Source organism: Streptomyces sp. NPDC052225 (assembly GCF_040679615.1).
Taxonomy (GTDB): Bacteria; Actinomycetota; Actinomycetes; order Streptomycetales; family Streptomycetaceae; genus Streptomyces.
Genome location: NZ_JBFAVD010000002.1, coordinates 150,544 through 176,232, shown reverse-complemented (window position 1 = coordinate 176,232; position 25,689 = coordinate 150,544). Strand labels below are relative to the sequence as shown.

Annotated in this window: 26 protein-coding genes; 18 read left to right on the top strand and 8 right to left on the bottom strand. The window is 72.6% G+C overall.

Annotation, left to right across the window (positions count from 1 at the left end):
* Positions 1 to 278: 278 nt before the first annotated feature.
* The 6 genes from abc-f to AB0L37_RS03945 all read left to right on the top strand — a co-directional run bounded on the left by abc-f (position 279) and on the right by AB0L37_RS03945 (position 7,383).
* Positions 279 to 1,913, top strand: coding sequence for a ribosomal protection-like ABC-F family protein (abc-f, locus tag AB0L37_RS03970; protein WP_365499673.1), 1,635 nt, complete (start codon positions 279 to 281; stop codon positions 1,911 to 1,913).
* A gap of 79 nt (positions 1,914 to 1,992) precedes the next feature.
* Entirely contained in the window at positions 1,993 to 3,624 is a 1,632-nt protein-coding gene (locus AB0L37_RS03965; protein ID WP_365499670.1) for an ABC-F family ATP-binding cassette domain-containing protein, read from the top strand.
* A 45-nt stretch (positions 3,625 to 3,669) separates the two neighbouring features.
* The gene (locus AB0L37_RS03960) at positions 3,670 to 4,299 is read left to right on the top strand and encodes a GNAT family N-acetyltransferase (RefSeq protein WP_365499667.1); all 630 of its coding nucleotides are present in this window, start codon (positions 3,670 to 3,672) and stop codon (positions 4,297 to 4,299) included.
* 68 nt (positions 4,300 to 4,367) lie between these two features.
* Positions 4,368 to 5,852, top strand: coding sequence for an MFS transporter (locus tag AB0L37_RS03955; RefSeq protein WP_365499664.1), 1,485 nt, complete (start codon positions 4,368 to 4,370; stop codon positions 5,850 to 5,852).
* On the top strand, positions 5,849 to 6,406 hold the full coding sequence (locus AB0L37_RS03950; RefSeq protein WP_365499661.1) for a TetR family transcriptional regulator: 558 nt from the start codon (positions 5,849 to 5,851) through the stop codon (positions 6,404 to 6,406). Before AB0L37_RS03955 ends, AB0L37_RS03950 begins: the two co-directional genes overlap by 4 nt.
* Before the next feature lie 47 nt (positions 6,407 to 6,453).
* Positions 6,454 to 7,383, top strand: coding sequence for an aldo/keto reductase (locus AB0L37_RS03945; RefSeq protein ID WP_365499659.1), 930 nt, complete (start codon positions 6,454 to 6,456; stop codon positions 7,381 to 7,383).
* Positions 7,384 to 7,388: 5 nt separating this feature from the next.
* Here the strand turns inward: AB0L37_RS03945 and AB0L37_RS03940 are convergent, their stop codons facing one another.
* Entirely contained in the window at positions 7,389 to 7,763 is a 375-nt protein-coding gene (locus tag AB0L37_RS03940) for a PPOX class F420-dependent oxidoreductase (RefSeq protein ID WP_365500548.1), read from the bottom strand.
* Positions 7,764 to 7,871: 108 nt separating this feature from the next.
* Between AB0L37_RS03940 and AB0L37_RS03935 the strand changes: the two genes are divergently transcribed.
* Genes AB0L37_RS03935 through AB0L37_RS03925 form a run of 3 tightly spaced genes read left to right on the top strand, consistent with a single transcriptional unit; the run spans position 7,872 to position 10,316 of the window.
* Complete coding sequence (locus AB0L37_RS03935) at positions 7,872 to 9,092, top strand: cysteine desulfurase-like protein (RefSeq protein ID WP_365499656.1); 1,221 nt, start codon at positions 7,872 to 7,874, stop codon at positions 9,090 to 9,092.
* 28 nt (positions 9,093 to 9,120) lie between these two features.
* Positions 9,121 to 9,378: a hypothetical protein gene (locus tag AB0L37_RS03930; RefSeq protein ID WP_365499653.1), complete on the top strand. Its 258-nt coding sequence runs from the start codon at positions 9,121 to 9,123 to the stop codon at positions 9,376 to 9,378.
* Positions 9,379 to 9,419: 41 nt separating this feature from the next.
* A complete protein-coding gene (locus AB0L37_RS03925) occupies positions 9,420 to 10,316 on the top strand; it encodes an NAD-dependent protein deacetylase (RefSeq protein WP_365499650.1) in 897 nt (298 codons plus the stop codon).
* 6 nt (positions 10,317 to 10,322) lie between these two features.
* Here the strand turns inward: AB0L37_RS03925 and AB0L37_RS03920 are convergent, their stop codons facing one another.
* From AB0L37_RS03920 to AB0L37_RS03910, 3 genes are all read right to left on the bottom strand, one after another.
* Positions 10,323 to 10,694 carry a hypothetical protein gene (locus tag AB0L37_RS03920; protein WP_365499647.1) on the bottom strand — a complete coding sequence of 124 codons (372 nt, stop codon included), beginning with the start codon at positions 10,692 to 10,694 and terminating at the stop codon, positions 10,323 to 10,325.
* Between the two features lie 132 nt (positions 10,695 to 10,826).
* Complete coding sequence (locus tag AB0L37_RS03915; protein ID WP_365500545.1) at positions 10,827 to 11,972, bottom strand: DUF6596 domain-containing protein; 1,146 nt, start codon at positions 11,970 to 11,972, stop codon at positions 10,827 to 10,829.
* Positions 11,973 to 11,980: 8 nt separating this feature from the next.
* On the bottom strand, positions 11,981 to 12,388 hold the full coding sequence (locus AB0L37_RS03910) for a YciI family protein (protein ID WP_365499644.1): 408 nt from the start codon (positions 12,386 to 12,388) through the stop codon (positions 11,981 to 11,983).
* A gap of 188 nt (positions 12,389 to 12,576) precedes the next feature.
* Here AB0L37_RS03910 and AB0L37_RS03905 point away from each other — a divergent pair, with 188 nt between their 5' ends.
* The 6 genes from AB0L37_RS03905 to AB0L37_RS03880 all read left to right on the top strand — a co-directional run bounded on the left by AB0L37_RS03905 (position 12,577) and on the right by AB0L37_RS03880 (position 18,277).
* Positions 12,577 to 14,622, top strand: coding sequence for a SpoIIE family protein phosphatase (locus AB0L37_RS03905; protein ID WP_365499641.1), 2,046 nt, complete (start codon positions 12,577 to 12,579; stop codon positions 14,620 to 14,622).
* A gap of 303 nt (positions 14,623 to 14,925) precedes the next feature.
* The gene (locus AB0L37_RS03900) at positions 14,926 to 15,321 is read left to right on the top strand and encodes a response regulator (protein ID WP_365499638.1); all 396 of its coding nucleotides are present in this window, start codon (positions 14,926 to 14,928) and stop codon (positions 15,319 to 15,321) included.
* A 19-nt stretch (positions 15,322 to 15,340) separates the two neighbouring features.
* Positions 15,341 to 15,943: a YdeI/OmpD-associated family protein gene (locus AB0L37_RS03895; RefSeq protein ID WP_365499635.1), complete on the top strand. Its 603-nt coding sequence runs from the start codon at positions 15,341 to 15,343 to the stop codon at positions 15,941 to 15,943.
* 50 nt (positions 15,944 to 15,993) lie between these two features.
* Positions 15,994 to 16,545, top strand: coding sequence for a SigE family RNA polymerase sigma factor (locus tag AB0L37_RS03890; protein ID WP_365499632.1), 552 nt, complete (start codon positions 15,994 to 15,996; stop codon positions 16,543 to 16,545).
* Complete coding sequence (locus AB0L37_RS03885; RefSeq protein ID WP_365499629.1) at positions 16,542 to 17,897, top strand: PQQ-binding-like beta-propeller repeat protein; 1,356 nt, start codon at positions 16,542 to 16,544, stop codon at positions 17,895 to 17,897. Before AB0L37_RS03890 ends, AB0L37_RS03885 begins: the two co-directional genes overlap by 4 nt.
* Before the next feature lie 155 nt (positions 17,898 to 18,052).
* Positions 18,053 to 18,277, top strand: coding sequence for a hypothetical protein (locus AB0L37_RS03880; protein ID WP_365499626.1), 225 nt, complete (start codon positions 18,053 to 18,055; stop codon positions 18,275 to 18,277).
* 28 nt (positions 18,278 to 18,305) lie between these two features.
* Here AB0L37_RS03880 and AB0L37_RS03875 read toward each other — a convergent pair whose 3' ends face one another.
* Positions 18,306 to 19,007, bottom strand: coding sequence for an ANTAR domain-containing protein (locus tag AB0L37_RS03875; RefSeq protein ID WP_365499623.1), 702 nt, complete (start codon positions 19,005 to 19,007; stop codon positions 18,306 to 18,308).
* A 136-nt stretch (positions 19,008 to 19,143) separates the two neighbouring features.
* Between AB0L37_RS03875 and AB0L37_RS03870 the strand changes: the two genes are divergently transcribed.
* The gene (locus AB0L37_RS03870; RefSeq protein ID WP_365499620.1) at positions 19,144 to 19,482 is read left to right on the top strand and encodes a helix-turn-helix domain-containing protein; all 339 of its coding nucleotides are present in this window, start codon (positions 19,144 to 19,146) and stop codon (positions 19,480 to 19,482) included.
* 41 nt (positions 19,483 to 19,523) lie between these two features.
* Here the strand turns inward: AB0L37_RS03870 and AB0L37_RS03865 are convergent, their stop codons facing one another.
* A complete protein-coding gene (locus tag AB0L37_RS03865) occupies positions 19,524 to 19,772 on the bottom strand; it encodes an SCO4226 family nickel-binding protein (RefSeq protein ID WP_365499617.1) in 249 nt (82 codons plus the stop codon).
* Positions 19,773 to 20,013: 241 nt separating this feature from the next.
* Positions 20,014 to 21,273, bottom strand: a complete 1,260-nt coding sequence (locus AB0L37_RS03860) for an amidohydrolase (protein ID WP_365499614.1) — start codon at positions 21,271 to 21,273, stop codon at positions 20,014 to 20,016.
* A 95-nt stretch (positions 21,274 to 21,368) separates the two neighbouring features.
* On the opposite strand from AB0L37_RS03860, the gene AB0L37_RS03855 reads away from it, so the two are divergent.
* Together AB0L37_RS03855 and AB0L37_RS03850 are read left to right on the top strand one after the other, a co-directional pair.
* Positions 21,369 to 21,512: a hypothetical protein gene (locus AB0L37_RS03855; protein ID WP_365499611.1), complete on the top strand. Its 144-nt coding sequence runs from the start codon at positions 21,369 to 21,371 to the stop codon at positions 21,510 to 21,512.
* A gap of 161 nt (positions 21,513 to 21,673) precedes the next feature.
* A complete protein-coding gene (locus AB0L37_RS03850) occupies positions 21,674 to 24,259 on the top strand; it encodes a hypothetical protein (protein ID WP_365499608.1) in 2,586 nt (861 codons plus the stop codon).
* Here the strand turns inward: AB0L37_RS03850 and AB0L37_RS03845 are convergent.
* Positions 24,236 to 25,689 (bottom strand): hypothetical protein (locus tag AB0L37_RS03845; RefSeq protein WP_365499605.1); only part of this gene is annotated, 1,454 nt, incomplete at its 5' end. The genes AB0L37_RS03850 and AB0L37_RS03845 overlap by 24 nt on opposite strands.

Sequence of the window (25,689 nt, the reverse complement as noted above, 5' to 3'; positions counted from 1 at the left end):
GAATCTTCTTCCACTCTCGTCGGGTGAGGGGGCGGAGCGTCGCAGGGGGCCGTCGGAAACGCCGCGACGGCTGTTAGGGTGGAGGGGACGTTGATCGTGTATCGAGGAGTGACAGACATGGTGGGTGACGACGACATCAGCGGGTGATACCCGCTTCGGTCGGCCACCGGCAGGCGCAGAAGAGCGTCGCCGCAGTGGCCCCGTCGTCGAACCCTTTTCCCTGTCTGCCCGGGCAGAGGTCTCTTCCCTGCCCCCTCCTCGCGCGAGGTCCCACTTTCATGTCCGACGCCGCCGTCGTCTGCTCGAACCTGTCCTTCACCTGGCCCGACGACACCCCCGTCTTCGACGACCTGTCGTTCACCGTGGGCACGGGCCGCACCGGCCTGGTGGCCCCCAACGGCTCCGGCAAGAGCACCCTGCTCAAGCTGATCGCCGGTGAACTCACGCCGCGCAGCGGCTCGTTGACCGTCACCGGCACCCTCGGCTACCTGCCGCAGACGCTGCCTCTGACCGGCGACCTCACCGTGGCCCAGGTGCTCGGCGTCGCCGACATCGTCCGCGCCATCGACGCCGTCGAGTCCGGCGACGTCGACGAACGCCACTTCACCACCATCGGCGACGACTGGGACATCGAGGAGCGCACCCGCGCCCAGCTCGACCGCCTCGGCCTCGCCGACCTCTCCATGGACCGCACCCTGAACACGCTCAGCGGCGGTCAGATCGTCTCCCTGGGCCTCGCGGCGCAGCTCATGAAGCGCCCCGACGTCCTGCTCCTCGACGAACCCACCAACAACCTCGACCTGGAAGCCCGCCACAAGCTCTACGACGTCCTCGACGCCTTCCACGGCTCCCTCCTGCTCGTCAGCCACGACCGCGCGCTGCTCGACCGCATGGAGCGCATCGCCGAACTCGACCGCGGTGAACTGCGCCTGTACGGCGGCAACTTCACGGCCTACGAGGAAGCCGTACGCGCCGAGCAGGAGGTCGCCGAGAAGAACGTCCGCAACGCCGAACAGGAACTCAAGCGCGAGAAGCGCGAGATGCAGCAGGCCCGCGAACGAGCCGAGCGGCGGCAGAGCAACGCCGCCAAGAACCTCAAGAGCGCGGGCCTGCCCCGCATCTTCGCCGGGAACATGAAGCGCGGCGCCCAGGAATCCGCAGGCCGCGCGGGCCAGATGCACGCCACCCGCGTCGGTGAGGCCAAGGCCCGCCTCGACGAGGCCGGACGTTCCCTGCGCGACGAGCAGCGTCTCACCCTCGACCTGCCCGAGACGAAGGTCCCCGCGGGCCGCACCCTCTTTCTCGGCGAGGGGCTGCGGGTCCGGCTCGGCGACCGGGACGTCTTCGCGGGCGACGGCGTCGACCTGACGATCCGCGGACCCGAGCGCATCGCCCTCACCGGCCCCAACGGAGCCGGAAAGAGCACCCTGTTGAGGCTCGTGAACGGCGACCTCACCGCCGACAGCGGCGCGATCAAGAGGGGCGACGGGCGGATCGCGTACCTCTCGCAGCGCCTCGACATCCTGGACGTGGACCGCACCGTCGCCGAGAACTTCGCCGCCTACGCACCGCACCGCACCGAGGCCGAGCGGATGAACCTGCTCGCCCGCTTCCTGTTCCGCGGGGACCGCGCCCACCTGCCCGTCCACGTCCTGTCCGGCGGCGAGCGGCTGCGCGCCACCCTCGCCTGCATCCTGTGCGCCGAACCCGCCCCGCACCTGCTGCTCCTCGACGAACCGACGAACAACCTGGACCTGGTCAGCGCGGGCCAGTTGGAGAGCGCCCTGGACTCCTACCAGGGGGCGTTCGTCGTCGTCAGCCACGACGAGCGGTTCCTGCGCGAGATCGGCGTCAACCGGTGGCTGCGCCTGGCCGACGGCCGGCTCGCGGAGACGGGGGCCCCCGAGGTGTGAGCCGCCGACGTGTCGAAGGCCCGCGTCCGAGGCACACCGCCCGGCGGGCCGCCCACCGATCACGTCAGGCGGAACCCCCATGCCCCCAGCACCCCTCATCGCCCACGACCTCGTCCGCACCCTCGGGGACCGGCGGATCGTCGACGGCTTCTCGCTCACCGCGGCCCCCGGCCGGCGCATCGGCCTGATCGGCGAGAACGGCGTCGGCAAGTCGACCCTGCTGCGCCTGCTCGCCGGCGTGGACCGGCCCGACTCCGGCCACGTCACCCGCCCCGCCGACCTGGGCCTGCTCCACCAGGAGATGCCCTTCGACGCGGCGGCCACCCTCGCCGACATCCTCGACGACGCCCTGCGCGAGACGCGCGAGGACCTCGCCGAGCTGGAGCGCCTCGCCGCTCGACTCGCCGACACCGCACAGGAGTCGGCCGACCACCGGGCGCTGCTCGACGCCTACGCCGAGCGGCTTCAGCAGGCCGAGGACCGGCAGGCCTGGGACGCCGACCGGCGCGCCGCCCTCGTCCTCGACGGGCTCGGCCTCGCCGCCCTCGGGCACGAGCGCACCCTCGGCTCCCTCTCCGGCGGCCAGCGCGGCCGCCTCGCCCTGGCCGCGCTCCTCATCCGGCGCCCCGCGGCGCTCCTCCTCGACGAGCCCACGAACCACCTCGACGACGAGGCCGCCGCCTTTCTGGAGGCGCAGCTGCGCGCGCTGCCCGGGGTCGTGGTGCTCGCCAGCCACGACCGGGCCTTCCTCGACGCCGTCTGCACGGACCTCGTCGACCTCGACCCGGCGGCCGAAGGCCCGGTGCGCTACGGCGGCAACTACAGCGCCTACCTCGCCGAGAAGCGCGCCGAACGCGAACGCTGGGAACGCCGCTACGCCCAGGAACAGGAGGAGTTGGAGGCGCTGCGGTACTCGGCGGGCACCACCGCCCACGCCGTCGCCCCGAACCGCGAACGACGCGACAACGAGAAGATGGGCTACGGGCACCGCGGCGGCCGCGTCCAGCAGCAGATCTCCCGCCGGGTCCGCAACGCCACCCGCAGGCTCGACGACCTGGAGCGCACCCAGGTCGGGCGGCCGCCGAGCCCCCTGCGCTTCCGCGCCGCCGCACTGGCCCGTACAGGACCGGAGGCCGACGGCCCGCTGGTCGCGCTGCGCGACGTCCACGTCCCGGGCCGGCTCGCCCTGGACCGCCTCGACATCGACCCGACGGATCGCCTCCTGGTCACCGGCGGCAACGGCAGCGGCAAGTCCACCCTGCTGTCCGTCCTCGCCGGACGGCTCCCGGCCGGGGGAGAAGTGCGGCGGCGACCCGGCCTGACGGTGGCGCTCCTCGACCAGGACACCGTGTTCGACCGGCCCGACCGCACCGTCCGCGACATCTACGTACGGCAGTTGGGAGCACGACGCGCGGAGGCCGTGCCGCTCGCCTCCCTCGGCCTGCTGCATGAAGCCGACCTCGACAAGGAGGTCGGGCGGCTGTCGGTGGGGCAGCGGCGCAGGCTCGCCCTCGCGCTCCTGGTCGCGCGGCCGCCCCGGCTGCTGCTCCTCGACGAGCCCACGAACCACCTCTCGCCACGGCTGTGCGACGAGTTGGAGGATGCCCTCGGCCCCGGCCCGGGCGCCATCGTCGTCGCCAGCCACGACCGGTGGCTCCGAAGGCGCTGGCACGGGCGGGAGGTCGCTCTGACGAAGGGCCGTTCGCTTTGACGAAGGACCGTACGGGAGCGCTCCCACGCTGAGATCGTGGGGCGTATGACGACCACACCCTTCATCCGCCCTTACGAGGACTCCGACCGCGCGGCGCTCGCCGACATCTGCGTGAAGACCGCCCTCGACGGCCAGGACTCGTCCGCGGTCCACCCCGACCTGGAACTGATGCCCACGATCTTCGCCTACCCCTATGTGGAGCTGGAGCCGGACTTCGCGTTCGTCCTCGACGACGGACACGGCGCCGCCGTCGGCTACGTCCTCGGCGCCGCGGACACCGCGACCTTCGCCGCGCGCTTCCGCGGCGAATGGATCCCGCGGGTGTCCGCGCGCTACCCCGCCCCCACCCGCGAGGCCCGGACGCCCAGCGAGGAGATGATCGGGCTCCTGCACGACCCGGAACGCATGGTGCGCGACGAACTGGCCGCGTTCCCCGCCCACTTGCACATCGACCTGCTGCCCCCGTGGCAGGGCCAGGGGTACGGCCGCGCCCTGATGGACACCCTGCTGGACGCGCTGCACCAGAAGGGCGTGCCCGCCGTCCATCTGTGCATGGTGCGGGCGAACACCCCGGCCCGGGCCTTCTACGACCGCCTGGGGTTCGAGCAGTTGGACGTGCCCGACCCGGGACCCGTGTGGTACCTCGGCCGCCCGACCCATGTCATCATGCAATGACATCGCTTGATGACATGCAGCTCGACGACATGCCCTGACGGCATGACCGGGAATGAACGGGACCCCCTTTGCAGCCCTCCATATCGGCGCCCGCGCTCCGCCACCCGCGGGCCCTCGTGCCCGTCCTCGTCTCGCTGGGCATGCTCGTCGCCGTCGTCAGCAGCCTCGGGGCCCCGCTCATCCCGACCATCGCCGTGCAGGACCACGTCTCCGTCTCCACCGCCCAGTGGGCGCTGACGGTGACGATGCTGGTGGGGGCCGTCGCCACGCCCGTCATGGGCCGCCTCGGCGACGGCCCCCACCGCAAGAACGTGATCCTGGCCGGCCTCGTCAGCGTTCTCGCGGGCAGTCTCCTCGCGGCCCTTCCGCTCGGCTTCGCCTGCCTCCTCGTGGGGCGGGCGCTCCAGGGCGTCGGCATGGGTCTCGTCCCGCTCGCCATCGCGACCGCCCGCGACGCGCTGCCGCCCGCGCGGGCGAAGGCCGCCGTGGCCACGCTCTCCCTGACCACCGCCGCGGGCATCGGCCTCGGCTACCCGATCACCGGCCTGTTCGCCGAGTACCTCGGCATGTCCGCCGGCTTCTGGTTCGCCGCCGCCACGGCCGCCGCCGCACTCGCCGCCACCGCGCTCGTCGTGCCCGTACCGCCGCACCGCCCGGCCGCCCCGATGGACGTCCCCGGCGGACTGCTCCTCGCCGGCGGCATGGCGGCGCTCCTCATGGCGCTCGCGGAGGGGGAGCGCTGGGGCTGGAACTCCCTGCCGCTGCTCGCCCTGGCCGCGGCGACCGTCGTCCTGCTCGCCGGATGGATCGTGCACTCGCTGCACGCCGCGCACCCCCTGGTGCGGATCCGGCTCGTCAAGGACCGGGGCGTCCTCGTCGCCAACCTGACCACCATGGTCGGCGGCGTCGGCACGTACCTGCTCATCTCGCTGGTCACCCGGTACGTCCAGACGCCCACCTCCGCCGGGTACGGCTTCGGCGCGTCCATCGTCGTCACGGGGCTGCTCCTGGTCCCGTTCTCCGCGGCCAGCCTGATCACCGGCCGTCTGGTCAGGGGGCTGGGCCGCGCCGCCACCCCCGCCCGGATGCTGCCCCTCGGCTGCCTGCTCTCGCTCGGCGCCCTCGTCTGCTTCCTGCTCGGCCGCTCCAGCCTCTGGGGGATCGGCGCGATGATGGCCCTCGCCGGGCTCGGCGTCGGGGTGACCTTCGCCGTCACGCCCGGCCTGATCGTCGGCGGTGTGCCCGCGGAGGAGACGGGCAGCGCCATGAGTTTCAATCAGGTCGTGAAGTACATCGGATACTCGACCGGCAGCGCGCTCAGCGCCGTCATCCTCCAGGCCGCCACCGCACCCGGCGACGCCCTCCCCTCGAACGACGGCTACCGCACCGCGGGGCTCGCGGGCTGCACCGCGTTCGTCCTCACCGGCATCCTCGCCGTCGTCCTCACCCGCGTCGGCACGCGTGCCCGGTCGGCCGTCGTCGCGGCCGGCCCCGGCACCCTCGCCGTCCGCGTCGCAGGAGACGAGACGCACCCCGAGCCGAGCCGCCCGTGAGCGCCAAAAGCCCCGCCCCGCGCCGCAACTCGGCCCGCAGCCGCGAAGAGCTGCTGCGCGCCGCCACCGAACTCTTCACCGAACGCGGCTACGACCGCACCACGATCCGCGAGATCGGCGAGCGCGCCGGCGTCGACCCGGCCCTGATCGCCCGCTACTTCGGCAGCAAACCCCTCCTGTACGTGGAGGTCCTCAAGGCCGAGCACGGTGACACCCAGCCCGACGACCTGCTGAGCGCGCCCCGGCTGCGCGAGGTCGCCGCCCGCGCGGAACGGCGCGGCCCCGTGCCGCTGCTGCGCGTCGCCGTCCAGCCGCTGAGCGACCCGGCCGCGCAGGACGCGACCCGCGCGGCCCTGCGGGCCCGCCTCGTCGAACCGCTGCGCGCCCGCTTCGCCCGCGAGGGCCGCGACCGTCCAGGGCTGCGCGCCGACGTGCTCGTCGCGGCGGTCGCCGGTGTCCTGCTGGCCCGCCACTCCGGTGCCTTCGACGACCTCGCCGACGCCGAGGTCGACGAGGTCGTCGACGTACTCCTCGACACCCTCGACGGCGCCTGACCCTTCTTCACTGGCGCACTCTCCGCGCCCTCGGACAGGATGGACCCATGAAAACGATCTCTTTCCCCGGCACCGAACTGCGATCCTCGAACGTCGTCCTCGGCCTGATGCGCATCGCGGAACTCCCCGACAAGGACATCCGCGCCCTCTACGACAGCGCCCGGGACGCCGGGATCAACGTCTTCGACCACGCGGACATCTACGGCCCCGAGCGCCACGCCTGCGAAGAACGCTTCGGGCAGGCCGTCGAACTCTCCGCCGCCGAGCGCGAGTCGATCGTCATCCAGAGCAAGGTCGGCATCCGCGACGGCTACTTCGACTTCTCCCGCGAGCACATCGTGCGCACCGTCGACGAGTCCCTGGCCGCCCTGCGCACCGACTACCTCGACCTGCTCCTGCTGCACCGGCCCGACACGCTCGTCGAGCCGGAGGAGGTGGCCGCGGCGTTCGACGCGCTCCACGCGGCGGGCAAGGTCGTCAACTTCGGTGTCTCGAACCACACCCCGGGCCAGGTCGAGCTGCTCAAGACCGCGGTGCGTCAGCCGCTCGTCGCGAACCAGGTCCAACTGTCCATCACGCACTGCCCGTTGATCGCCTCGGGCGTCGCCGCCAACATGGCCGGACTCGACCAGTCCGTCGACCGTGACAACGGCCTCCTGGACTACTCCCGCCTCAAGGGCATGACCCTCCAGGCGTGGTCGCCGTTCCAGAAGGGCTTCTTCGACGGCGTCTTCATCGGCGACCTCGACCATCACGGGGAACTGAACGCCGTATTGGACGAGTTGGCCGCCAAGTACGACGTGACGCCGACCGGGATCGCCGTCGCCTGGATCACCCGCCACCCGGCGAACATGCAGGTCGTCCTCGGCACCACCAACCCCGGCCGGGTCGCCGAGTCCGCCGCGGGATCGGACCTGCCGCTCACCCGCGAGGAGTGGTACCGCCTCTTCCGCGCGGCGGGCCACACCCTCCCGTAGGTGATTCAGACGGTGACGGAGATGCCGATGACCGGCTTCTTCGGCAGGTGCAGGACGCGGGCGAACCAGTTCCCGACGCGCGACGTGAGATAGCGCTTCGCGATCAGGGTGCGGACGGTCTCGGTGCCGGCCTCGTCGAGCAGCCGGGCCGTGCCCGGGACCGTGGCCGCGTCCGGGGCCGTCCGGCCGCGCAGGTCGCAGGCGGTGACCGTCACCGCGCCGTTGGCGCGGATGCGCCGCACCTTCCAGGAGTCGGCGTTCGTCACGACCAGGAGTTCGTGCTCGTCGCGCACCACGTGCCAGACGGGCGTCGCGACCGCGGTGCCGTTCTTGCGGTAGGTGGTGAGGCTGATGTATTTGCTGCGGCGGATCTCATCCATGGCTGACACGCGCGGAGTCTATCGGCGGGGCCCCGCCCTTCTCGGCGGGGTCCGGCGCCGCGATCATGTTCCGAAGCCCACCGCCGTCCCCGCACAGGAGTGGAACCCATGCCGTACGACGTCGCAGCGATCCGCGCCCAGATACCCGCCCTGGCCTCCGGCTCGGTCCGGTTCGACTCGCCGGGCGGGACGCAGACCCCGCGCCCGGTCATCGATGCGATCGCCGGGGCGCTGGCCGAGCCGCTGGCCAACCGGGGAGGGACGAACGAGGGCGAGCGCAACGCGGAGCGCATCGTGACCGAGGCCCGCGCCGCGCTCGGCGACCTCCTCGGCACCCCGCCCGACACCGTCGTCTTCGGCCGCAGCGCCACCCAGCTCACCTACGACCTGTCCCGCACGCTGGCCGGGACCTGGCGGCCCGGCGACGAGATCGTCGTGACCCGCCTCGACCACGACGCCAACATCCGGCCCTGGACGCAGGCCGCCGAATCGGCCGGCGCTGTGGTCCGGTGGGCCGACTTCGACCCGGACACCGGCGAGCTGCGCCCCGAACACGTCGCCGCGCAGCTGTCCGCGCGCACCCGCCTCGTCGCCGTCACCGCCGCGTCGAACCTCGTCGGCACCCGCCCGGACCTGCCGTCGATCGCCGCCCTGACGCACGACGCAGGAGCGCTGTTCCACGTCGACGCGGTCGGCTACGCGGCGCACGCCCTGGTCGACCTCGCCGCGCTCGGCGCCGACACCCTCGTCTGTTCGCCGTACAAGTTCCTCGGCCCGCACCTGGGCGTGCTCACCGGACGCGCCGCGCTCCTGGACACCCTGCGGCCGGACAAGCTCCTGCCGTCCAGCGACGCGGTGCCCGAGCGCTTCGAACTGGGCACCCTGCCCTACGAGTTGCTGGCCGGAGCCCGCGCCGCCGTGGACGTCCTCGCCGGACTCGACCCCGACGCGCGAGGCAGCCGACGCGAGCGCCTGACCGCGTCGTTCGCCGCGCTGGAGGAACACGAGCACGCCCTCGCCGAGCGCCTCGACCACGGCCTCGCCGACCTGGACGGCATCACGGTGCACGGCCGTCCCGCCAGCCCGTCCCCGGTCCAGCTCTTCACCGTGGCGGGTCACCGGCCGGCCGACGTCACCCGGCACCTGGCCGCCCACGACGTCGCCGCGCCCGCCGGATCGTTCTACGCCGTCGAGGCCGCCCAGCGCCTGGGACTCGGCGCCGACGGCGGCGTGCGCGTGGGCCTCGCGCCCTACAGCACCGCCGACGACGTCGACCGGCTGCTCACGGCCCTGTCCACGCTCCGCCGCATGCGAGACTCACGGGCATGAACACGCCCGTTCCGGAAGCAGCGCGCCCATGATGGCCCGCTCCAAACTCATCCAGGAGCTGCGCCGCGGCGAGTCGGGCCACAGCAGCGCCGACGCCGCTCAGCTCGTCGAGAACTACACGCACCAGCTCGCCATGCAGCTGCGCGAGGCCGGGCACCGCGCGGCGGCCGACCTCATCGACCCCTGGGCCGGCCGCTGCACCTGCGGAGCGCCCGCCGGCGACGACGAGGAGAGCCGGCAGGTGCGCGCGTACTGGGACCACTCCCGCGCCTGCTCGCTCGCCTGACCGCCACCCACCGCGGTCGCGAGCTACGTAAGCTGGCAGGCATGCGTACGCGACCCACGCTGACCTGGGAACCGACCGGCGACCCGCTGCCGGCCTCGACCGACGTGACAGCCGTCGTCGAGGCCGTGCGCGCGGGCGGCGTCGCCGTGCTGAGCGGCGCGGGCCTGTCCACCGAGTCGGGGATCCCCGACTACCGCGGCGAGCACGGCTCCCTGCGCCGCCGGCACACACCCATGACGTTCCAGGAGTTCACCGGCGATCCGCAGGCCCGGCAGCGCTACTGGGCCCGCAGCCAGCTCGGCTGGCGCGCCATGACCCAGGCCGGTCCGAACGCCGGACACCGCGCCGTCGCCGCCCTCGCCGAGGCCGGCCGCGTCACCGGCGTCATCACCCAGAACGTCGACGGGCTGCACCAGGCCGCCGGCTCGCGCGACGTGATCGAACTCCACGGCAGCCTCGGCCGCGTGATCTGCCTCGCCTGCGGCGACCTCAGCGACCGCGCGGACCTCGACCGGCGCCTTCGCGAGGCGAACCCGGAGTTCGAGGCCACCGCCGCCCGCCACCGCGCCGCCCGCGTCAATCCGGACGGAGACGTGGAACTGCCCGCCGAAGCCGTACGGGAGTTCCGCACCGTCGCGTGCACGGTCTGCGGCACCGGTGTGCTCAAGCCCGACGTCGTCTTCTTCGGCGAGAACGTGCCGCCCCAGCGGGTGGAGCGCTGCCGCCGCCTGGTGGCAGGCGCCGCCACCCTCCTCGTCCTCGGCTCGTCCCTCACGGTCATGTCCGGGCTGCGCTTCGTACGCCAGGCGGCACAGGACGGAGCCCAGGTCCTGATCATCAACCAGGGTCCGACCCGCGGAGACCGCTGGGCCGCCCAGCGCGTCGAACGGCCCCTCGGCGCGGCCCTCTCCGAGATCGTGACCCGCGCCGGCGCCTGATCCGGCTCAGCGCCCCGCGTCGCGCGCCACCTGCCGCGCCCACAGCACCAGCGGCACCTGGAGCGGAACCCGCGCCTGTGCCGCACGCCGCAGCGGGGCCGGACGGTCGCGCCAGTCCACCGCCATCTTCACGTTCGCGGGCGCGACGGCGACGAAGAACGCGGCGGCGGCCGAGGCCGCGCGGGCCCGCGTGTACGGCAGGGCGACCCCCGCGGCGAGCGCCAGCTCCACGACACCGCTGGCCTGCGTCCACGTACGCGGCGAACCGGGCAGCGCGCGCGGCACGATCGCGTCGAACGGCTTCGGCATCAGGAAGTGCGCGGCCCCCGCCCCGGCCAGGAGACCGGCGAGAAGGTGCGCGGAACGGACGCGGGACACAAGGTCCTCCCGGGGGACGAGGATGGGTGCCGCGCGATCTTACTCACGAGTAAGTCGAGGTGTCGAGGCAGGAGCCTCTGCCCGTACGCCGATGAGGTCCTGGCCGGTGCACGGACGGCCCCCGGCCGAACGTCAGCCGCGCAGGCGGGAGTTGAGCCGGGCGGCCTGCCGCGTCAGATGGTCGCGCTCGGCGAGGTTGGACGCCGCGCGGGCCGCTTCCGCGTACAGCCGCGCGGCCGTCTCCACGTCTCCGTCGCGCTCATGGAGATGGGCGGCCACCGCGGCCCGGCGGGGCAGGGACGCGTCGAGGTCCGCGAGCGCCGCGAGGCCGGCGCGCGGACCGTCCGCCTCGCCGACGGCGACCGCCCGGTTGAGCCGGACGACCGGGCTGTCGGCGAGCCGGAGCAGCTCGTCGTACCACTCGACGATCTGCACCCAGTCCGTCTCCTCGGCGGTGGGCGCGTCGGCGTGCAGTGCCGCGATGGCGGCCTGCGCCTGGAAAGGGCCCAGGCGGTCACGGGCGAGCGCCGCCTGAAGGATCTCCACCCCCTCGGCGATCGCCGCCGTGTCCCACCGGCCGCGGTCCTGCTCCGCGAGCGGCACGAGAGAGCCGTCGGGCGCCGTCCGCCCTGCCCTGCGGGCGTGGTGCAGCAGCATGAGGGCGAGCAGCCCGCTCACCTCGGGGTGGTCGACGACGGCGGCGAGCTGCCGGGTCAGCCGGATCGCCTCGGCGGCCAGGTCCACATCGCCGGAGTAGCCCTCGTTGAAGACCAGGTAGAGGACGCGCAGCACCGTGGCGACGTCGCCCGGACGGTCGAAGCGGACACCGGACACCGTGCGTTTGGCCCGGCTGATGCGCTGCGCCATCGTCGCCTCGGGCACCAGGTAGGCCTCGGCGATCTGCCGGGTGGTGAGCCCGCCGACGGCGCGCAGGGTCAGCGCGACCGCCGACGACGGCGTCAGCGACGAGTGGGCGCACAGGAAGTACAGCCCGAGCGTGTCGTCGGCCGACGACACGGGCCCGGGCGGCGGCTCCTCGTCGACGCGGTCCTCGCGCCGCCGCCGGGAGGCGTCCGCGCGCGCCGTGTCGAGGAACCGCCGCCAGGCCACGGTGACCAGCCACCCCTTCGCGTCGCGCGGGGGATCGGACGGCCACACGCGCACCGCCTCCACCAGCGCGTCCTGCACGGCGTCCTCGGCCGCCGCGAAATCGGCTCCGCGGCGGACGAGAATGCCGAGCACGTCCGGCGTGAGGCTCCGCACCAGGGCCTCGTCCATGGCAGGGGTCACTCCGTGATCGTGGGCCGTACGCCGTAGAACGGGCGCAGCTCCAGCCACTCGTGGATCGGCTTGCCGCCCGCGCCGGGGGCCGCCGACAGCTCCCCGGCGAGCTCGACGGCCCGCTCGTAGCTGTCGACGTCGATCACCATCCAGCCGGCGATGAGGTCCTTCGTCTCGGCGAACGGCCCGTCGGTGACCGGCGTACGCCCCTCGCCGCCGTACTGGACCCACGTTCCCTCGGGGGCCAGCGCCTGGCTGTCGACGAACTCACCGGACTTCTCCAGGCGGGCCGCGAAGTCGTTCATGTACTGCAGATGCGCCGAGATCTCCTCGGGCGTCCACTGATCCATGGGGGTGCAGTTGACCGCGGCCGGAGCGCCTCGGTAGTGCTTCAGAAGCAGGTACTTCGCCATGACGGTTCTCCTAGGTGCCGGCGCGGCCTTCGTGGCCGCGTTCATCCCTGGGACGGAGCCGGATACGGGTTCTCGACATCATCGCCGAACTTTTCCTCGGGAGATTTTTCCGCATCCACGGGGACGCCGTCGCCGAGCGTCGCCGACCTGCGGCGGTTAGCGTGGCGAGCGGTACATCGGAGAGTCATATGGCGCCTAAGGACAAGCCTGACATCGGTCTGGAAGAGCGGCTGCGCCTCAACGGCGTGGGCAGCTTCGACTGGGACCTCGAGGACGGGACGCTCGACCTCGACGCGAACTGCCTCGCCGTCCTGGAGCTGTCCGTGCAGGAGTTCGACGGCACGGTCGCGTCGCTGCGTGCGCGCATCCCGTCCGAGGAGGCCGCCCGCATCACGGGCGCCGTGCACGGCGCCGTCTCCTCCCGGGCCGACACGTACGACGTCCACTTCCAGCTGCGCCTGCCCGACGGCACCACCCGGCTCCGCCACGTCCGTGGCCGCGTCCTGCGCGACGGCGACGGCCGGGCCGTGCGCGTCGTCGGCGTCCTGCGAACGGCTCCGGACGAGACCGCCGAGCCGGCCGCCCTCGACGCGGTGGACGCCAAGCGGCGCCGGGTCGCCCTCATGGTCCAGGGCACCACCGAGGCCCTGTCACGGGCGGTCACCGTCGACGACGTCGTGGCCGTCCTCTCCGGAGCCGGCGGCCTCGACCGGTTCGCCGCCGACGGACTCGTCCTCGGGCTCGTCGAGGGGGAGTCCCTGAAGCTGATCGCCTTGGTGGGACAGTCCATGGAAGCTCTCACGGAACTCAAGCTCCACCAGAGCGACGACTCCCTGCCGCTCGCCGAAGTCGTCAGGCACCGCAGACCCCGCTTCGTGGGCTCCCTCGCCGAGCTCGCCCCCCGCCCGAGCCGCCTCGGCCGCTACATCGACCAGCTCAATCTCGACGCCGCCGCGTTCCTGCCGCTCGTCGCCCAGGACCGCGCCATCGGTGGCCTCGCCCTGTTCTACCGGGGCCGCCGCGAGTTCACCGAGGCCGACCGCAACCTCTGCATCGGCCTGTCCGGCATCGTCGCCCAGTCACTCCAGCGCGCCATCCTCTTCGACGAGGAACGCGACCTGGCCACCAACCTCCAGGCCACGATGCTGCCCCGCGACATCCCCGCCGTGCCCGACACCGAGGTCGCCGTGCGCTACCACGCGGCCTGGGGCGGGCGCGAAGTGGGCGGCGACTTCTACGACGTCATCCAGCTGCCGCGCGGCCGCTTCGGCATCGTCGTGGGAGACGTCGAGGGCCACGACACCCACGCCGCCGCGATCATGGGCCAACTGCGCATCGCCCTGCGGGCGTTCGCGGGGGAGGGGCACCCGCCCGCGACCGTGCTCGCCCGTGCCTCACGGTTCCTCGCCGAGCTGGACACGGAACGGTTCGCGACCTGTACGTACGCCCAGTTCGACCCCACCACGGGCATCGTCCGCGCCGTCCGCGCCGGACACCTGCCGCCCCTCGTACGCCACGTCGACGGCCGCGTCGGCATCCCCCGCCTGCCCGGCGGGCTGCCCCTGGGGATCGCCACCGAGTTCGGCCTCGAGGACTTCCCCGAGGTCCGCATCGACCTCGTACCGGGCGAGACGCTGGTGCTGTGCACCGACGGGCTCGTCGAGGAACCCGGACTCGACCTGGACGCCGGACTCGACGCCCTCGCCTGCGCACTCGGCGCGGCGCCCGAACGCGCGGACGACGTCGCCGACCACCTCTCCCGCTCCCTGTGGGAGAAGTGGGACAGCGGCGACGACGTGGCCCTGCTGGTGCTGCGCCGGGTCCCCGATCCGGGCACCCCGCAGGCGCCACGCATCCACCGGTACGTCCATCAGGCGGACCCGGAAGGCCTCGCCGATGCCCGCCGAGCCCTGCGCGAACACCTTGAGGCGTGGGGCATGGCCGCGGTGGCCGACGACGTCGAGGTCGCCGCCGGGGAACTCCTCGTCAACGCCCTCGTGCACACCGACGGCGGCGCCGTCCTCACCCTCGAGGTCCTCACCGGTTCGCCGCGCCGGGTCCGCCTCTGGGTCAAGGACCGCTCCAGCACCCCGCCCCGCCGCCGCACCCCGGGCGAGACCGCGACCTCGGGCCGCGGGATGCTCCTCGTCGAAGCGACCGCGACGCGCTGGGGCGTCGAACCGCGCGGCGAGGGCAAAGCGATCTGGTGCGACTTCCTGGTCCCCGACGACTGACCGGTCGGGCATTGACCGGTCGGGCATTGACCGGTCCGGCATTGACCGGTCCGGCATTGACCGGTCCGGCATTGACCGGTCGGGCATTGACCGGTCCGGCACCGACCGATCGGGCACTGACGGGTCGGGCCCCACGAGATCGGGACGCTTGTCCGCTTGGATTGCACCGATCGGCCCCTTACTGTGCGCTCAAGCCGGGCGAAGCTTGATTCCGCACGATGTGACCTCAGTGAACGGCGGGTTCCTGGCTGCCCGGTTCGGACAGGTCGGGCGCGCGGTGTGCGCGAGGGGGAGGACCCGGTCATGGCGGATGTGCCGCGCATCTTGTTGGTCGACGACCACGAGGCCACGCTGCTCGCCCTCGAAGGGGCCCTGGCCCCGCTGGGGCACCCGGTGGAACGCGCCACCGGAGGCGCGCACGCCCTCAAGTCCGCGCTGCGAGGCGGCGTCGGCCTCGTCGTGATGGACGTGCGCATGCCCGCCCTCAGCGGCCTGGAGGTCGCCCGCTACCTGCGTCGCCTCGACCAGACCTTCGAGATTCCGATCCTTCTGATCACCGGCATGCCCCTGGACGACGAACTCGCCGTCGAAGCCCTGGAGATCGGGGTCGCCGACGTGATCACCAAACCCGTCGACCTCAACGCGCTGCGGATCAAGGTGAGTTACCTGATGCGCCGGCAGGAGGACTACCTCGACTGACCTGTCGTACGGTGCGCCCATGGACGAGATCGACGGGGTGCAGATCGTCGCGTTCCCCGACGCGACGGCGTTCGAGGAGTGGCTGACCGAACACCACACGCGCACCGAGGGGGTGTGGATCCGGGTGGCCAAGAAGCGCTCCGGCATCCCCTCGGTCACCGACGACGAGATGGTCGACATCGGCCTGTGCTTCGGCTGGATCTCCGGGCAGCGCCGCTCGCTCGACGACACGCACTACCTCCAGAAGTACCTGCCGCGCAGGCCGCGCAGCGTGTGGTCGCGGGTGAACGTCGACAAGGTCGCCCGGCTCACCGCGGCGGGCCGGATGCGCGAACCCGGCCTCGCCGAGGTGCGCCGGGCGCAGGCCGACGGGCGCTGGGAAGCGGCCTACGCGTCCCAGCGGACGGCCGAGACACCCGACGACCTGGCGGCGGCGCTCGCCGAGAACCCCGACGCGGCGCGGGCGTTCGCGGCACTCGACCGGTCCCGGCGCTACCAGGTGATCCTGCCCCTCCTCCAGGCACGCACGCCCCGCACCCGGCAGGCGCGGGTGCGCAAGGCCGTGGACAGCCTGGGCCGCGCCCCGGGAACCCGTGACGAAAAGCCGGAACGGCAGGCATAGATTGCCGGGGGTCCGCGCGTCCTGGTGGGCGTCAGGAAACGGGAGGACGTATGGACCCGCAGGACCAGGAGAGATTCCGGGAGTTCGTCGACGCCCGGTGGGGGGCCTTGCTACGGCTGGCCAACCTGCTCACCGGGGGTGACCGGCACGAGGCAGAGGACCTGGTGCAGACGGCGCTGATGAAGGCGCTGGGCCGCTGGCGTCATGTCGAGGACCCGGAAGGCTACGTACGCAAGGTGATGTACCGGCACCAGATCAGCCGCTGGCGGCTGCGCCGGCCGCACCGCGAGGCGACGTTCGCCGCACCGCCGCCGCACCTCGGCGTGCCCGACGGAACGGCCACCGCCGACCTCAGGATCGCCGTGGGCCAGGCGCTCGCCCGGCTGACCTCGCGCCAGCGGACGATGCTCGTGCTGCGCTACTTCGAGGACCTGTCCGAGACGGAGGTGGCCGGAGTCCTGGGCTGCTCGGTGGGCACCGTACGCAGCACCACGCACCGGTCCCTGGCCCGACTGCGCACGCTCGCCCCGGAGTTGGGCGGCCCCGCGGAGATGACCACCACCACCGTCACCGGATCTGCTCCGAAGGGAGCCCACACGTGAACGCCGACCAGCTGGACAGCACGATCAGAGACGTCCTCACCCACTGGACGCCGGACAACCCCGCGGCCCCGGCCGGCCTCGCCGACCGCATCGTGCGCCGCCGTCGGCGCCGCAACCGCGCCCGGGTGAGCGGTGCGGCTCTCGCGCTCGCCGGGATCACCGTCGGCGCGGTCCTGGTGACGGGCGGGGGAGACCACAGCGGTCAGCCCCGTCCGGCCGGACAGGTGAGCAAGGAGAGCAAGCTCTGGTGGCACACGAAGCTGCCCACATCGTCCTTGGACGCGTGCACGCTCGGCCCCGGCGCCGTGTACTGCAGGGGAACCGCGTACGACGCCGTCAGCCTGGACGTCCGTACGGGAAAGGTCGCGTGGCAGCGGAAGGCCGCGCACCCCAACGACGGTTCCACCCCGTCGGGTTCGGTGCCGGGAGCCCGTGACGGCGTGCTCTACACCTTTGCCGATCACGCCCCGAACACGCCGCGGGCGGGGACCGACCTGGTCGCCCTCGACATGGACAGCCGGCGTGTCCTGTGGCGCCACGAACTGGCCGACGACAGCCGCGGGCCGATCTCCGCGATCATGTTCGACGGCGGGGTCCTCGCCAACACGCCCACCTTCAAGAAGGTCGCCGCGCTCGACGACAAGACCGGCCGCACGCTGTGGACCCATGCGTGGAAGCAGGCCGACTGCGACCGGGCGGTGATCCGCGGAGTTCCGTATCTGACGTGCTCGCCGGACAGCGCGAAGGCGCCGCAGCAGAGCAGCGTCGTCCGCCTCGACCCGGCGACCGGCGAGGCGCGGACCGTCGCGACCGTCAAGGGCGCGACCGCCCTGCTGGGCACCGACGGGGACACCGTGCTCCTGGCCGGCCCGGCAGGAGGCCGGAAGACGTTCAGCCGGCCGGGACCCGTCATCCTGACGCGGGTCGACACCGGCTCGGGGAAGGTCACGCAGCATCGCGCCGATCGCCTGCCATGGGGCACTGTCGCGGACGGCGTCATCGTCGGGGCCGACGGCAAGGGACGTGCTGTCGCCTACTCCGCCGCCGACGGCACCCGGCTGTGGGCACGCGACCTCGGCCTGAAACTGCGCGAGGACCATCGGTTCGACGATCGGGAACTGCCCTCGGCCGCCGCCGTCGATCTCGGCACGCGGGTGGCGTACTTCATGGACCCCTCCGGGAATCTCGTCGGCGTCGACCTCGACAACGGCGCGGTGCGCTGGCGCGGACGGGCCCCGGTGGCGAAGGGCCCGGCGAACGGGGGCGTCGCGCCCGAGCTGATGGTCCACGACCACGGACTCGTCGGCCAGACCGGCGGTGAGCTGTTCAGGATCGAGCCGAAGCTGAAGTAGCTGACGCAGCAGGATGGGTTGCTCAGTTCTTGCTCAACTCTGTTCGTTTCGGGCCACGACCGGGGCATGGTCAGGGCACCACCGGACGATCACACGTGGCAGGGCGGCGGACGCCGGCCCTGCCACCCGGTGGGTGCGACGAGAGAGGGGTGACCATGGCCAAGGCGGTAAAGGCCTCGCTGGGGGAGATGTGGATCAGCTGCCAGGTCTGTCAGTCGGACCTGTTCCGCGAGCGGGGCGTCAAGCTCAACAGCACCGGCGGCGAGCTGTTCAACCTGGCGTGGGCGGACGAGACCGCGACGGGCCTGATCTGCTGGCGCTGCGGCTTCGTGCACCTCTTCGTCAACCGGGAGATCACCCTGCACCGCGTCAAGGTCTGACGCGCTCTCGCCGGCGCCACCGGCCTGATCACTCCGTGCGCAGACCCGAGGCGGCGACGTCCAGGGTCTCGCCGGCCGAGGGGGCTCCGACCGTGCCGGAGGAGCCTCCGTCGCGGGCGGCGCAGCGGGCCACGGCGGCGGCCAGTTCATTCTTGATGTCGTCGGGCAGCGGTTGACCGCCCACGGTCGAGTCCATGAGGGCGCGGGCCACCGTGTGCAGCTTGATGTTGGTGTGCTGGGAGATCGTGACCAGGGTCTCCCAGGCGTCCTCGGGGTCGAGTCCCAAGGCGGCGACGAGGATGCCGCGCGCCAGATCGATCATCCCGCGACTGCGCATCGCCTGACGCAGCTGCGCGACCTCCAGGCGCAGCGCGTCCACGTCCTCGCTGTCCTCGTCCCCCGGGAGCAGGTCACCGTCGGTCGGGGGCGCCAGAGAGGACGGGGCGACGCTCAGCAGGATGTCGACCGACGCGTGCCCGTTCGACCGGATGTCGTCGAGGGCCAGCTCGACCCCGCTCTCCGCGCTCATGACGGCGGCACGCAAGGTGTCCCGTACGCGCTCGTCGACCTCGCTCTCGAGATCCAGGTCCCCGCGCACGCTGACGAGCGTCCGCTCGCCGTCGGGCCTGAGAAAGAGTGTCAGCCCGGACAGCCGCCGTGCGCCGTTCGCCGACGGTGCGACGCCGGTGGCGGACACGGCCCCCTCAGCGGACCATGCGGACTCTGGCATCGCCGTCTCCCCTGGTGCTCTGGCGGACCCGTCTCCTTGCCTCAAGGGTCGCGCTCGGACTTAATACACGTCAAGAGATACAGGAAGTCAAGTTCAGGTATTTCCTGACGTGAATGACAGGGCCTACGATTCGGGCATGGGTGGAGCGCCGGAATCACACACAGGGTGGACGTTCATCACGAATCACGCGCGCGTGCTCGCTGCGATCGCCGAGGACCAGAACGCGCGGATCCGGGACATCGCCGCGCACTGCCGGCTCACGGAGCGCGCGGTGCAGAAGATCATCTCCGATCTGGAGCGGAGCGGTTTCCTGTCGCACACGCGGGAAGGGCGCGGGAACACGTACAGCATCGAGCCGAGCAAGGTCCTGCGGCACCCGGCCGAGGCCGAGGCGGGCCTCACGGTGGCGTCGCTGCTCGCGATGCTCGTCCGGGACGAGGCGCATCGCGCGGACGAGGTCCACGCGAGTCGGTGACGCCGCGCGGACCACGCGTGAAGGGGGATCGCCGGCGGACTCTATGCCGTCAGGGGAACCGGGTGGATCTCGTCGGCCTTGTGCCCGGCCCGCTCGTGGATGCGCTGGACCGCTTCCGCCGAGGGGGCGTCGGACAAGCAGTACACCGTGCCCGACTGCGGATCCGCCCACGCCTGCTCGAAGTGCACGCCTTCTTCCTTCTCGATCGCCAGATCCGCCTGGTGCGCCTTCATCAGATCGTCGGCCGTGAGGCCCTTCATTCCGCGGTGGACGTCCATGAACTTCGACATGACGTCACACCTCCTTCTCTCGCTCCGTCCTTCCATCCTCCTCCCGTACTGCCCTGACAGCGAGAAAAGTCGGGGCGCCGCATGACGTTCACGGGGCGCGGCTCCTTCGCGCACGCCGCTGTGGCTGCCCCCGTGCTGAGCCCCGCCGCCGGGGGTTGTGTCGGTGGGCCGGGACAGCGTCCTACCGGGCCTGGGGGCAGCGCCTGAAGGGTCGGGGCCGCGTCATCGACGGTCGGGAGTCTCAGCCGGCGGCCACCGGCTCCAGGTAACACATCGCCGCCGTCACCATCGCCTGCACGGCGGTGGTCAGGCTCGGCTCGACGACCGGGGCGAAGAGCGGGGAGTGGTTGGCGGGGATGTCCTGGTTGACGGTGCCGGCGTCGACGGCCTTCTTGAAGGCGGCGGGGTCGATGCCGCCGAAGTTCCAGTAGAAGTGGGGGCACTTGAAGGCGGTGCCGAACTCGCCGAAGTCCTCGCTGGCGGTGGCCGGTTCCATGGTGTGGACCTTGTCGGCGCCGAGCCGGTCGGCCAGCGCGGCGGTGACCGTCGCCGCCGTCGCCGCGTCGTTCACCAGCATCGGGAAGGCCGCGAGCGTCTCGTACTCGGGGGCCTTCGGGGCGCGCGAGGCGTGGGCCTCGTCGTCGGCGATGCGGTGTACGGCGTCGAGGACCTGGGTGCGGACAGCGGGGTCGAACGTGCGGATGTTCAGCTGGAGTTCGGCCGTGTCCGGGATGATGTTGGGCCCGGTTCCGGCGTTGAGCGCGCCGACCGTGACGACCGCGGTCGCGGACGGAGGCAGCTCGCGCGCCACGATCGTCTGGTACCGCATCACGGTCGCCGCGGCCATCACCACCGGGTCGATCGCCGCCTCGGGCCGTGAGCCGTGCGCGCCCTGGCCGTACAAGGTGATGCGGAGACTGTCGGCGGCGGACATCGCGGTCGGGCAGGCGTACACGATGTGGCCGGCCGGGGCGGGGGCCACGTGCTGGGCGAGGCACACGTCCGGGTGCGGAATCTTGTCGGCGAGCCCATCGGCGAGCATCGCGCGGGCCCCCGATCCGTCCTCCTCCGACGGCTGGAAGACCAGGACCAGGGTGCCCTTCCAGGCTGCCTTCGCCTCGGCGCGCGCGAACAGGTCGGCGACGGTCAGCAGCGAGGCCACGTGGGTGTCGTGGCCGCAGGCGTGCATCACGCCGGCCGTCTTCGAGGCGTACGGAAGTCCGGTCTCCTCGGTGACGGGCAGCGCGTCCATGTCGGCGCGGCACAGCACGACGGGCCCGTCGCCGTTGCGCAGCACACCGGTGACGCCGGTGGTGCCGACACCGGTGGTGACCTCGTAGCCCAGCACCCGCAGCCGGTCGGCGACGATGCCCGCGGTGCGGGTCTCCTGGTAGCCGACTTCGGGGTGCTCGTGCAGGTCGCGGTAGCAGTCCGCCAGGGCGGACCGGATGGAGTCCAGCGGGGCGAGGACGCGGTCGGCGGCGGAGCTGGCGGCGGTCATGAGGAGGGTCCCCTTCGATGTGGCGCGGTGGGGCGCGCGGAGCGGACAGCGATAGAAGTGACATTAACGGCATAAAGCCACGTAACGGATATGAAGTGCGCGGCACCGCCGGCAGGCTCGCCGACCTCGTCGCCTTGGACGAGAACCTCCACGGCATCCCCGCCGAGGTGTCCGGCAGGATCGAGGACCTCGCGCCGCGCTCCGCCTGGCTGGACGGCCGGGCGGTCTTCGAGCGCTGACGGCGCCCCCGGAAGCCGGCCCCGCCGGTGTGCCCGCTGGCCCGTAAGCAGGTCAACTGCCGTGTCATATCCGGCCGAAGAGCCGGTGAACCCCTGCGGGGCGGGCCGGTGATCCCTACGATGGCGCGCACGGATCACCGACGACGGGGAGCGTTGCGCGGATGGAGTTCGCAAGTCTCGCGGGCACGGGAGCGAGCAGTTTCGTCGCTCTGCTCGCCTCTGATCTGTGGCGGTGGGCCAAGGGGCAGGGGGCGGAACTGCTGCGCGGCGCCGGGGGACAGGGGCAGGGCGGGGACGAGGACCCGGCCGTGGACGACGTCGACCGGTTGCGGCGGCGGCTGTTGGACGCCGATGCCGCCGGCGACGCGGAGACGGTCGCACATCTGACGGCGGATCTGGCGCAGGTGCTTCAGGAGGCATTGAACGTGCGCCCGGAACTCGCTGACGCCGTGCGGGAGTTGATCCGGGCCGACCTCGTCAGGCGGCCGGCGCGGCCGGTGTTCGCCGCGGTGCTCCACTACGTCAACAACAAGCCCCTCCTGGAGCGGATGGACGCCCACCTGGTCAGGTGCGCCAAGGCGGGGGCCGCGACCGTGACGGTGCTGCGCGGCATGCCAGGGGTCGGCAAGAAGGCGCTGCTCCAGCAGTGGGTGGCGTCCCGCGCGGACGGACTGCCCGGCGCGGGCGGTGCGGACGGAACGGTCCTGGAGGCCGACTTGAGCCCCGAAGGCCCGGGCCGTCCCGCCGACCCGGCGGCGGTCCTGGAACGGTGGCTGGGCGAACTCGGCGTACCGAAACAGGAACGACCGCGCGACCTCGCCGGGCTCGGGCACGTCTTCCGGCGGGCGGCTGCCGAGCGGCCGGTCCTCGTCGTGCTGCGCGACGCGGTGACCCTGTCCCAGATCACCCAGCTGCTGCCGCGTGCCGCCGACAGCGTCACCCTCGTCACCTGTCTCGAAGTGCCGCCACGACTGGCGTCCGTGACCGACTTCGAGGAGGTGGCGGTCGCGCCGCTCGCGCCCGGCCACGCGGTGGACCTGCTCGCCGCCGTCAGCCGCAGCGCCGCGTCACCGGATCAGTTGCGCCCCGTCGCCGAGGCGCTCGGCGGCCTGCCCCTCGCCCTGCGGATCATCGCCGACGAACTGAGAGCGGCGGACGCCGCGGTCCTGCGGGACGTCACGGCGCGGCTCGCGCGACGCGACACCCGGCAGGGCCTGCTCCTCGTGGACGGAGAAGATCCGCTGCACCTGGCGCTCGACGCCAAGTACCGCACCTTGCCCGCCGATTCGGCCGCGCTCTACCGGGCGCTGGGAGTCCTTCCCGTACGGGACGTGCGCCTGGACGAGGTGTACGCGCTGTTCCCGCAGTGGGACGCGGGCACCACGCTGCGCGCACTGCGCTCCCTGGTGTCCGCCTCGCTCCTCGACTCATCGGGAGGCACCGGGGGCGACGCCGACGGCTATCGGATGCAGCCGCTCGTCCACGACCATGCGGTGCACTGCGCGGAGCGCGACGCCGAGGCGGAGCAGCGCGCGGGGTTCGAGGACCGGTACGTCGCGTTCCTGACCGCGCTCGCCGAGCGCGCCGAGTGCGTCCTGTCGCCGCGCCACCGCCACGACCCGATGCGCGTGTACGCGAACCGTCCGGTGCCGACGCGCGAGCAAGTGGCCGAGGCGGTAAGGGAGTTCGAGCGTCGCGGGCCCGCCCTCCTCGCCGCCCAGCGGCTGGCGTCCGCGAACGGCAGGCACGCGTGCGCGTGGCGGCTCGGACAGGCGCAGCACAGCTTCCACCTGCGCACCCGACGGCACAGCGACTGGATCGACTCGCATCGGATCGCCCTGGAGGCGGCTCTGGCCGACGGCGACCTGATGGCGGTGGCCCGGATGCACTTCGAGCTGGGGATGGCCCACCTGGACCGGTGGAGCGCGGCCGACCACGACGACGTACGGGCCACGGAACACTTCGGGGAGGCGCTGCACCTCGTACGACCCGAGGGCCAGGACCCTCGGCAACGCGGGGAGGGGGAGCGGCGTACCGAGTCGAGCGTGCTCGAAGGTCTGGGGATCCTGGCACGGAAGCAGGGCCGCGCGCAGGAGGCGCTCGGCCTCTTCGCCCAGGCCGGGGCCGCCCTCGACGGCATCGACCACCCGCGCGGCCTGGCGCTCCTCGCCCTGCATGCGGGGGTCACCCTCACCGCCCTCGAACAGCACAACGACGCAGCCCGCGCACTGCGGGACGCGCGCGCCCGGTTCGCCGCGCTGGACGGCGGTGACCTCTTCAACGAGACCAAGTGCCGACTGCGGTACGCGGAGGACCGCCGGGCCTGCGGTCAACTCGGTGCGGCAATCGAGGAGTTGACGCAGGCACTGACCGCGCTGAGGGGGCCGGACGCCGCGCCGTCCCCGGGGCCCGATCCGGAGCGGCTGCGGGATCTGCGCTACCTGGAGGCCGAGGCGCACCTGCTTCTCGGCGATCTGCACCACGAGGCAGGACACCACGGGCCGGCCGTCGACGCGTGGCTGGAGGCGTTGCGACTGTTCGAGGCGGAGCGCAGTGTCCGCGCGGCCGAGGTGCAGGAGCGCCTTGACGGACTGCTGCCGTCGGACGGTACGGACTCCGCGGACGGTTCCGACTCCGCGGACGGCACCGGCTCCGCGGACGGCACCGGCTCCGCGGACGGCACCGGCTCCTCGCACGGATCGAGCGACGGACCGGGCGGCGCTTCAGACGACGGCGATGTCGAGTAGACCGCCGGGGAGGCTGCCGCCCGCTCGTACCCGGATCGCCGGTGCGGGCATGGCCGCGGAGCCCTCGGCCGCGCATCCGTGGACGGCGGACGCGGCCGCCGCGAAGTCGGCCCACTGAGGCCGGTCGCGCCAGCGGGCCCGCAGGCGTCGGCCGTCCGGGAGCAGGAGCAGACAGCCGTGACCGGGTTCCTCGACCGCCACCATCAGGCAGCCCGGGAAGCGGCCGGCGAGGTCGGCGTACGCGAGGGGGGCCGGGTCCCCCGCGCCAGGGGAGGGGAACCGCCCCAGCGGGACGAGGAGGACGTCGGCGGCGCGCGGCCAGCGGACGTCGGGCATGTCGGGATCGGCGCAGAGGTGGGCCCCGGCGAGATGGTGCGGGGTGCCGTGCTGGAGCGCGGCGGGGTAGCGGCGCAGGAGGACCTCGGGCTGTGACGGCGACGCGTCCCGGCCGGGAGTCACCGTCTCGACCGTCACGAACGCCGGGAGAACGTAGGGCAGTTGACGGTCGGCGCGGACACCGGACGGCACGGGCACGGCCCGGGTGGTTGCAGGGCAGGCCGGTTCGGGCAGCTCCATGCGGGCGTAGAACAGGCGGCGCAGCAACGCGGCCGCCTCTCCGGGGCGCGAGGTCACGGTCCGGCCCAACGCCGCGATGTCCGCGTCGCCGGGCTGCTCGGCGGCGACCGTCTCCAGTTGCGCACGGAGCGGGCGCGAGGCGGAGACGCGGGGGAGTGCCTCTCCCAGTCGCTCCATCGGCGAGGGCGCCGCGACTTTGGCGTCGGCGAATGCGCCGAGGAGGGTAGGTATTCCGAGATGGACGGCATACATGGTGAGGGAGCCGTGGTCGCCGATCACGGCATCGGCGGCGCACAGAGCGGCTTTCCAGACCTCGGTTTCCGGCGCGGGCAGAATGAGTCCGCTGTCGAGATAGGGGCCGAGCCAGTTCTCCCACTGCCAGGGGCTGTGCCCGAACCAGGCATTCGGGTGCAGGGCGACGAGTACTTTCCATTCGTCGGCCGGGAGCTCGGAGAATATTCGGCGCAGAAGGCCGGAATCCGGGGCGCCGAGGGTCGATTCCGTCCCCCAGGTGGAGGAGACGACGAGCAGCCGCTGGCCGGGCAGGAGTCCGAGCGCCGTCCGGTACGTCTCCCGGAACGGGGCGGCGGCGACAAGCTGGTCGGCGACCGGGTCGCCGACCACGATCGCGGCGGGAAGGGCCTCGGGGCAGTCCTCGCGCAGCCGTGCCAGCTGTTCGTCATGGGACAGGGCGATGACGGAAGGAATCACCTTCCCGTCATGTACCAGCCATTCCCCACTCAGCCCGAAAGCCGGTTTCCGGTTTCCGGTTTCCGGTTTCCGGTTTCCGGTTTCCGGTTTCCGGTTTCCGGTTTCCGGTTTCCGGTTTCCGGTTTCCGGTTTCCGGTTTCCGG

What these genes read in the sequence shown, in the direction of transcription:
- AB0L37_RS03870 (WP_365499620.1), top strand. Translation starts at nt 19,144, where the DNA reads ATGGGTGGAGCGCCGGAATCACACACAGGGTGGACGTTCATCACGAAT.
- AB0L37_RS03930 (WP_365499653.1), top strand. Translation starts at nt 9,121, where the DNA reads ATGATGGCCCGCTCCAAACTCATCCAGGAGCTGCGCCGCGGCGAGTCG.
- AB0L37_RS03965 (WP_365499670.1), top strand. Translation starts at nt 1,993, where the DNA reads ATGCCCCCAGCACCCCTCATCGCCCACGACCTCGTCCGCACCCTCGGG.
- AB0L37_RS03925 (WP_365499650.1), top strand. Translation starts at nt 9,420, where the DNA reads ATGCGTACGCGACCCACGCTGACCTGGGAACCGACCGGCGACCCGCTG.
- abc-f (WP_365499673.1), top strand. Translation starts at nt 279, where the DNA reads ATGTCCGACGCCGCCGTCGTCTGCTCGAACCTGTCCTTCACCTGGCCC.
- AB0L37_RS03900 (WP_365499638.1), top strand. Translation starts at nt 14,926, where the DNA reads ATGGCGGATGTGCCGCGCATCTTGTTGGTCGACGACCACGAGGCCACG.
- AB0L37_RS03875 (WP_365499623.1), bottom strand. Translation starts at nt 19,007, where the DNA reads ATGCCAGAGTCCGCATGGTCCGCTGAGGGGGCCGTGTCCGCCACCGGC.
- AB0L37_RS03895 (WP_365499635.1), top strand. Translation starts at nt 15,341, where the DNA reads ATGGACGAGATCGACGGGGTGCAGATCGTCGCGTTCCCCGACGCGACG.
- AB0L37_RS03960 (WP_365499667.1), top strand. Translation starts at nt 3,670, where the DNA reads ATGACGACCACACCCTTCATCCGCCCTTACGAGGACTCCGACCGCGCG.
- AB0L37_RS03940 (WP_365500548.1), bottom strand. Translation starts at nt 7,763, where the DNA reads ATGGATGAGATCCGCCGCAGCAAATACATCAGCCTCACCACCTACCGC.
- AB0L37_RS03915 (WP_365500545.1), bottom strand. Translation starts at nt 11,972, where the DNA reads ATGGACGAGGCCCTGGTGCGGAGCCTCACGCCGGACGTGCTCGGCATT.
- AB0L37_RS03890 (WP_365499632.1), top strand. Translation starts at nt 15,994, where the DNA reads ATGGACCCGCAGGACCAGGAGAGATTCCGGGAGTTCGTCGACGCCCGG.
- AB0L37_RS03880 (WP_365499626.1), top strand. Translation starts at nt 18,053, where the DNA reads ATGGCCAAGGCGGTAAAGGCCTCGCTGGGGGAGATGTGGATCAGCTGC.
- AB0L37_RS03945 (WP_365499659.1), top strand. Translation starts at nt 6,454, where the DNA reads ATGAAAACGATCTCTTTCCCCGGCACCGAACTGCGATCCTCGAACGTC.
- AB0L37_RS03860 (WP_365499614.1), bottom strand. Translation starts at nt 21,273, where the DNA reads ATGACCGCCGCCAGCTCCGCCGCCGACCGCGTCCTCGCCCCGCTGGAC.
- AB0L37_RS03910 (WP_365499644.1), bottom strand. Translation starts at nt 12,388, where the DNA reads ATGGCGAAGTACCTGCTTCTGAAGCACTACCGAGGCGCTCCGGCCGCG.
- AB0L37_RS03935 (WP_365499656.1), top strand. Translation starts at nt 7,872, where the DNA reads ATGCCGTACGACGTCGCAGCGATCCGCGCCCAGATACCCGCCCTGGCC.
- AB0L37_RS03865 (WP_365499617.1), bottom strand. Translation starts at nt 19,772, where the DNA reads ATGTCGAAGTTCATGGACGTCCACCGCGGAATGAAGGGCCTCACGGCC.
- AB0L37_RS03905 (WP_365499641.1), top strand. Translation starts at nt 12,577, where the DNA reads ATGGCGCCTAAGGACAAGCCTGACATCGGTCTGGAAGAGCGGCTGCGC.
- AB0L37_RS03850 (WP_365499608.1), top strand. Translation starts at nt 21,674, where the DNA reads ATGGAGTTCGCAAGTCTCGCGGGCACGGGAGCGAGCAGTTTCGTCGCT.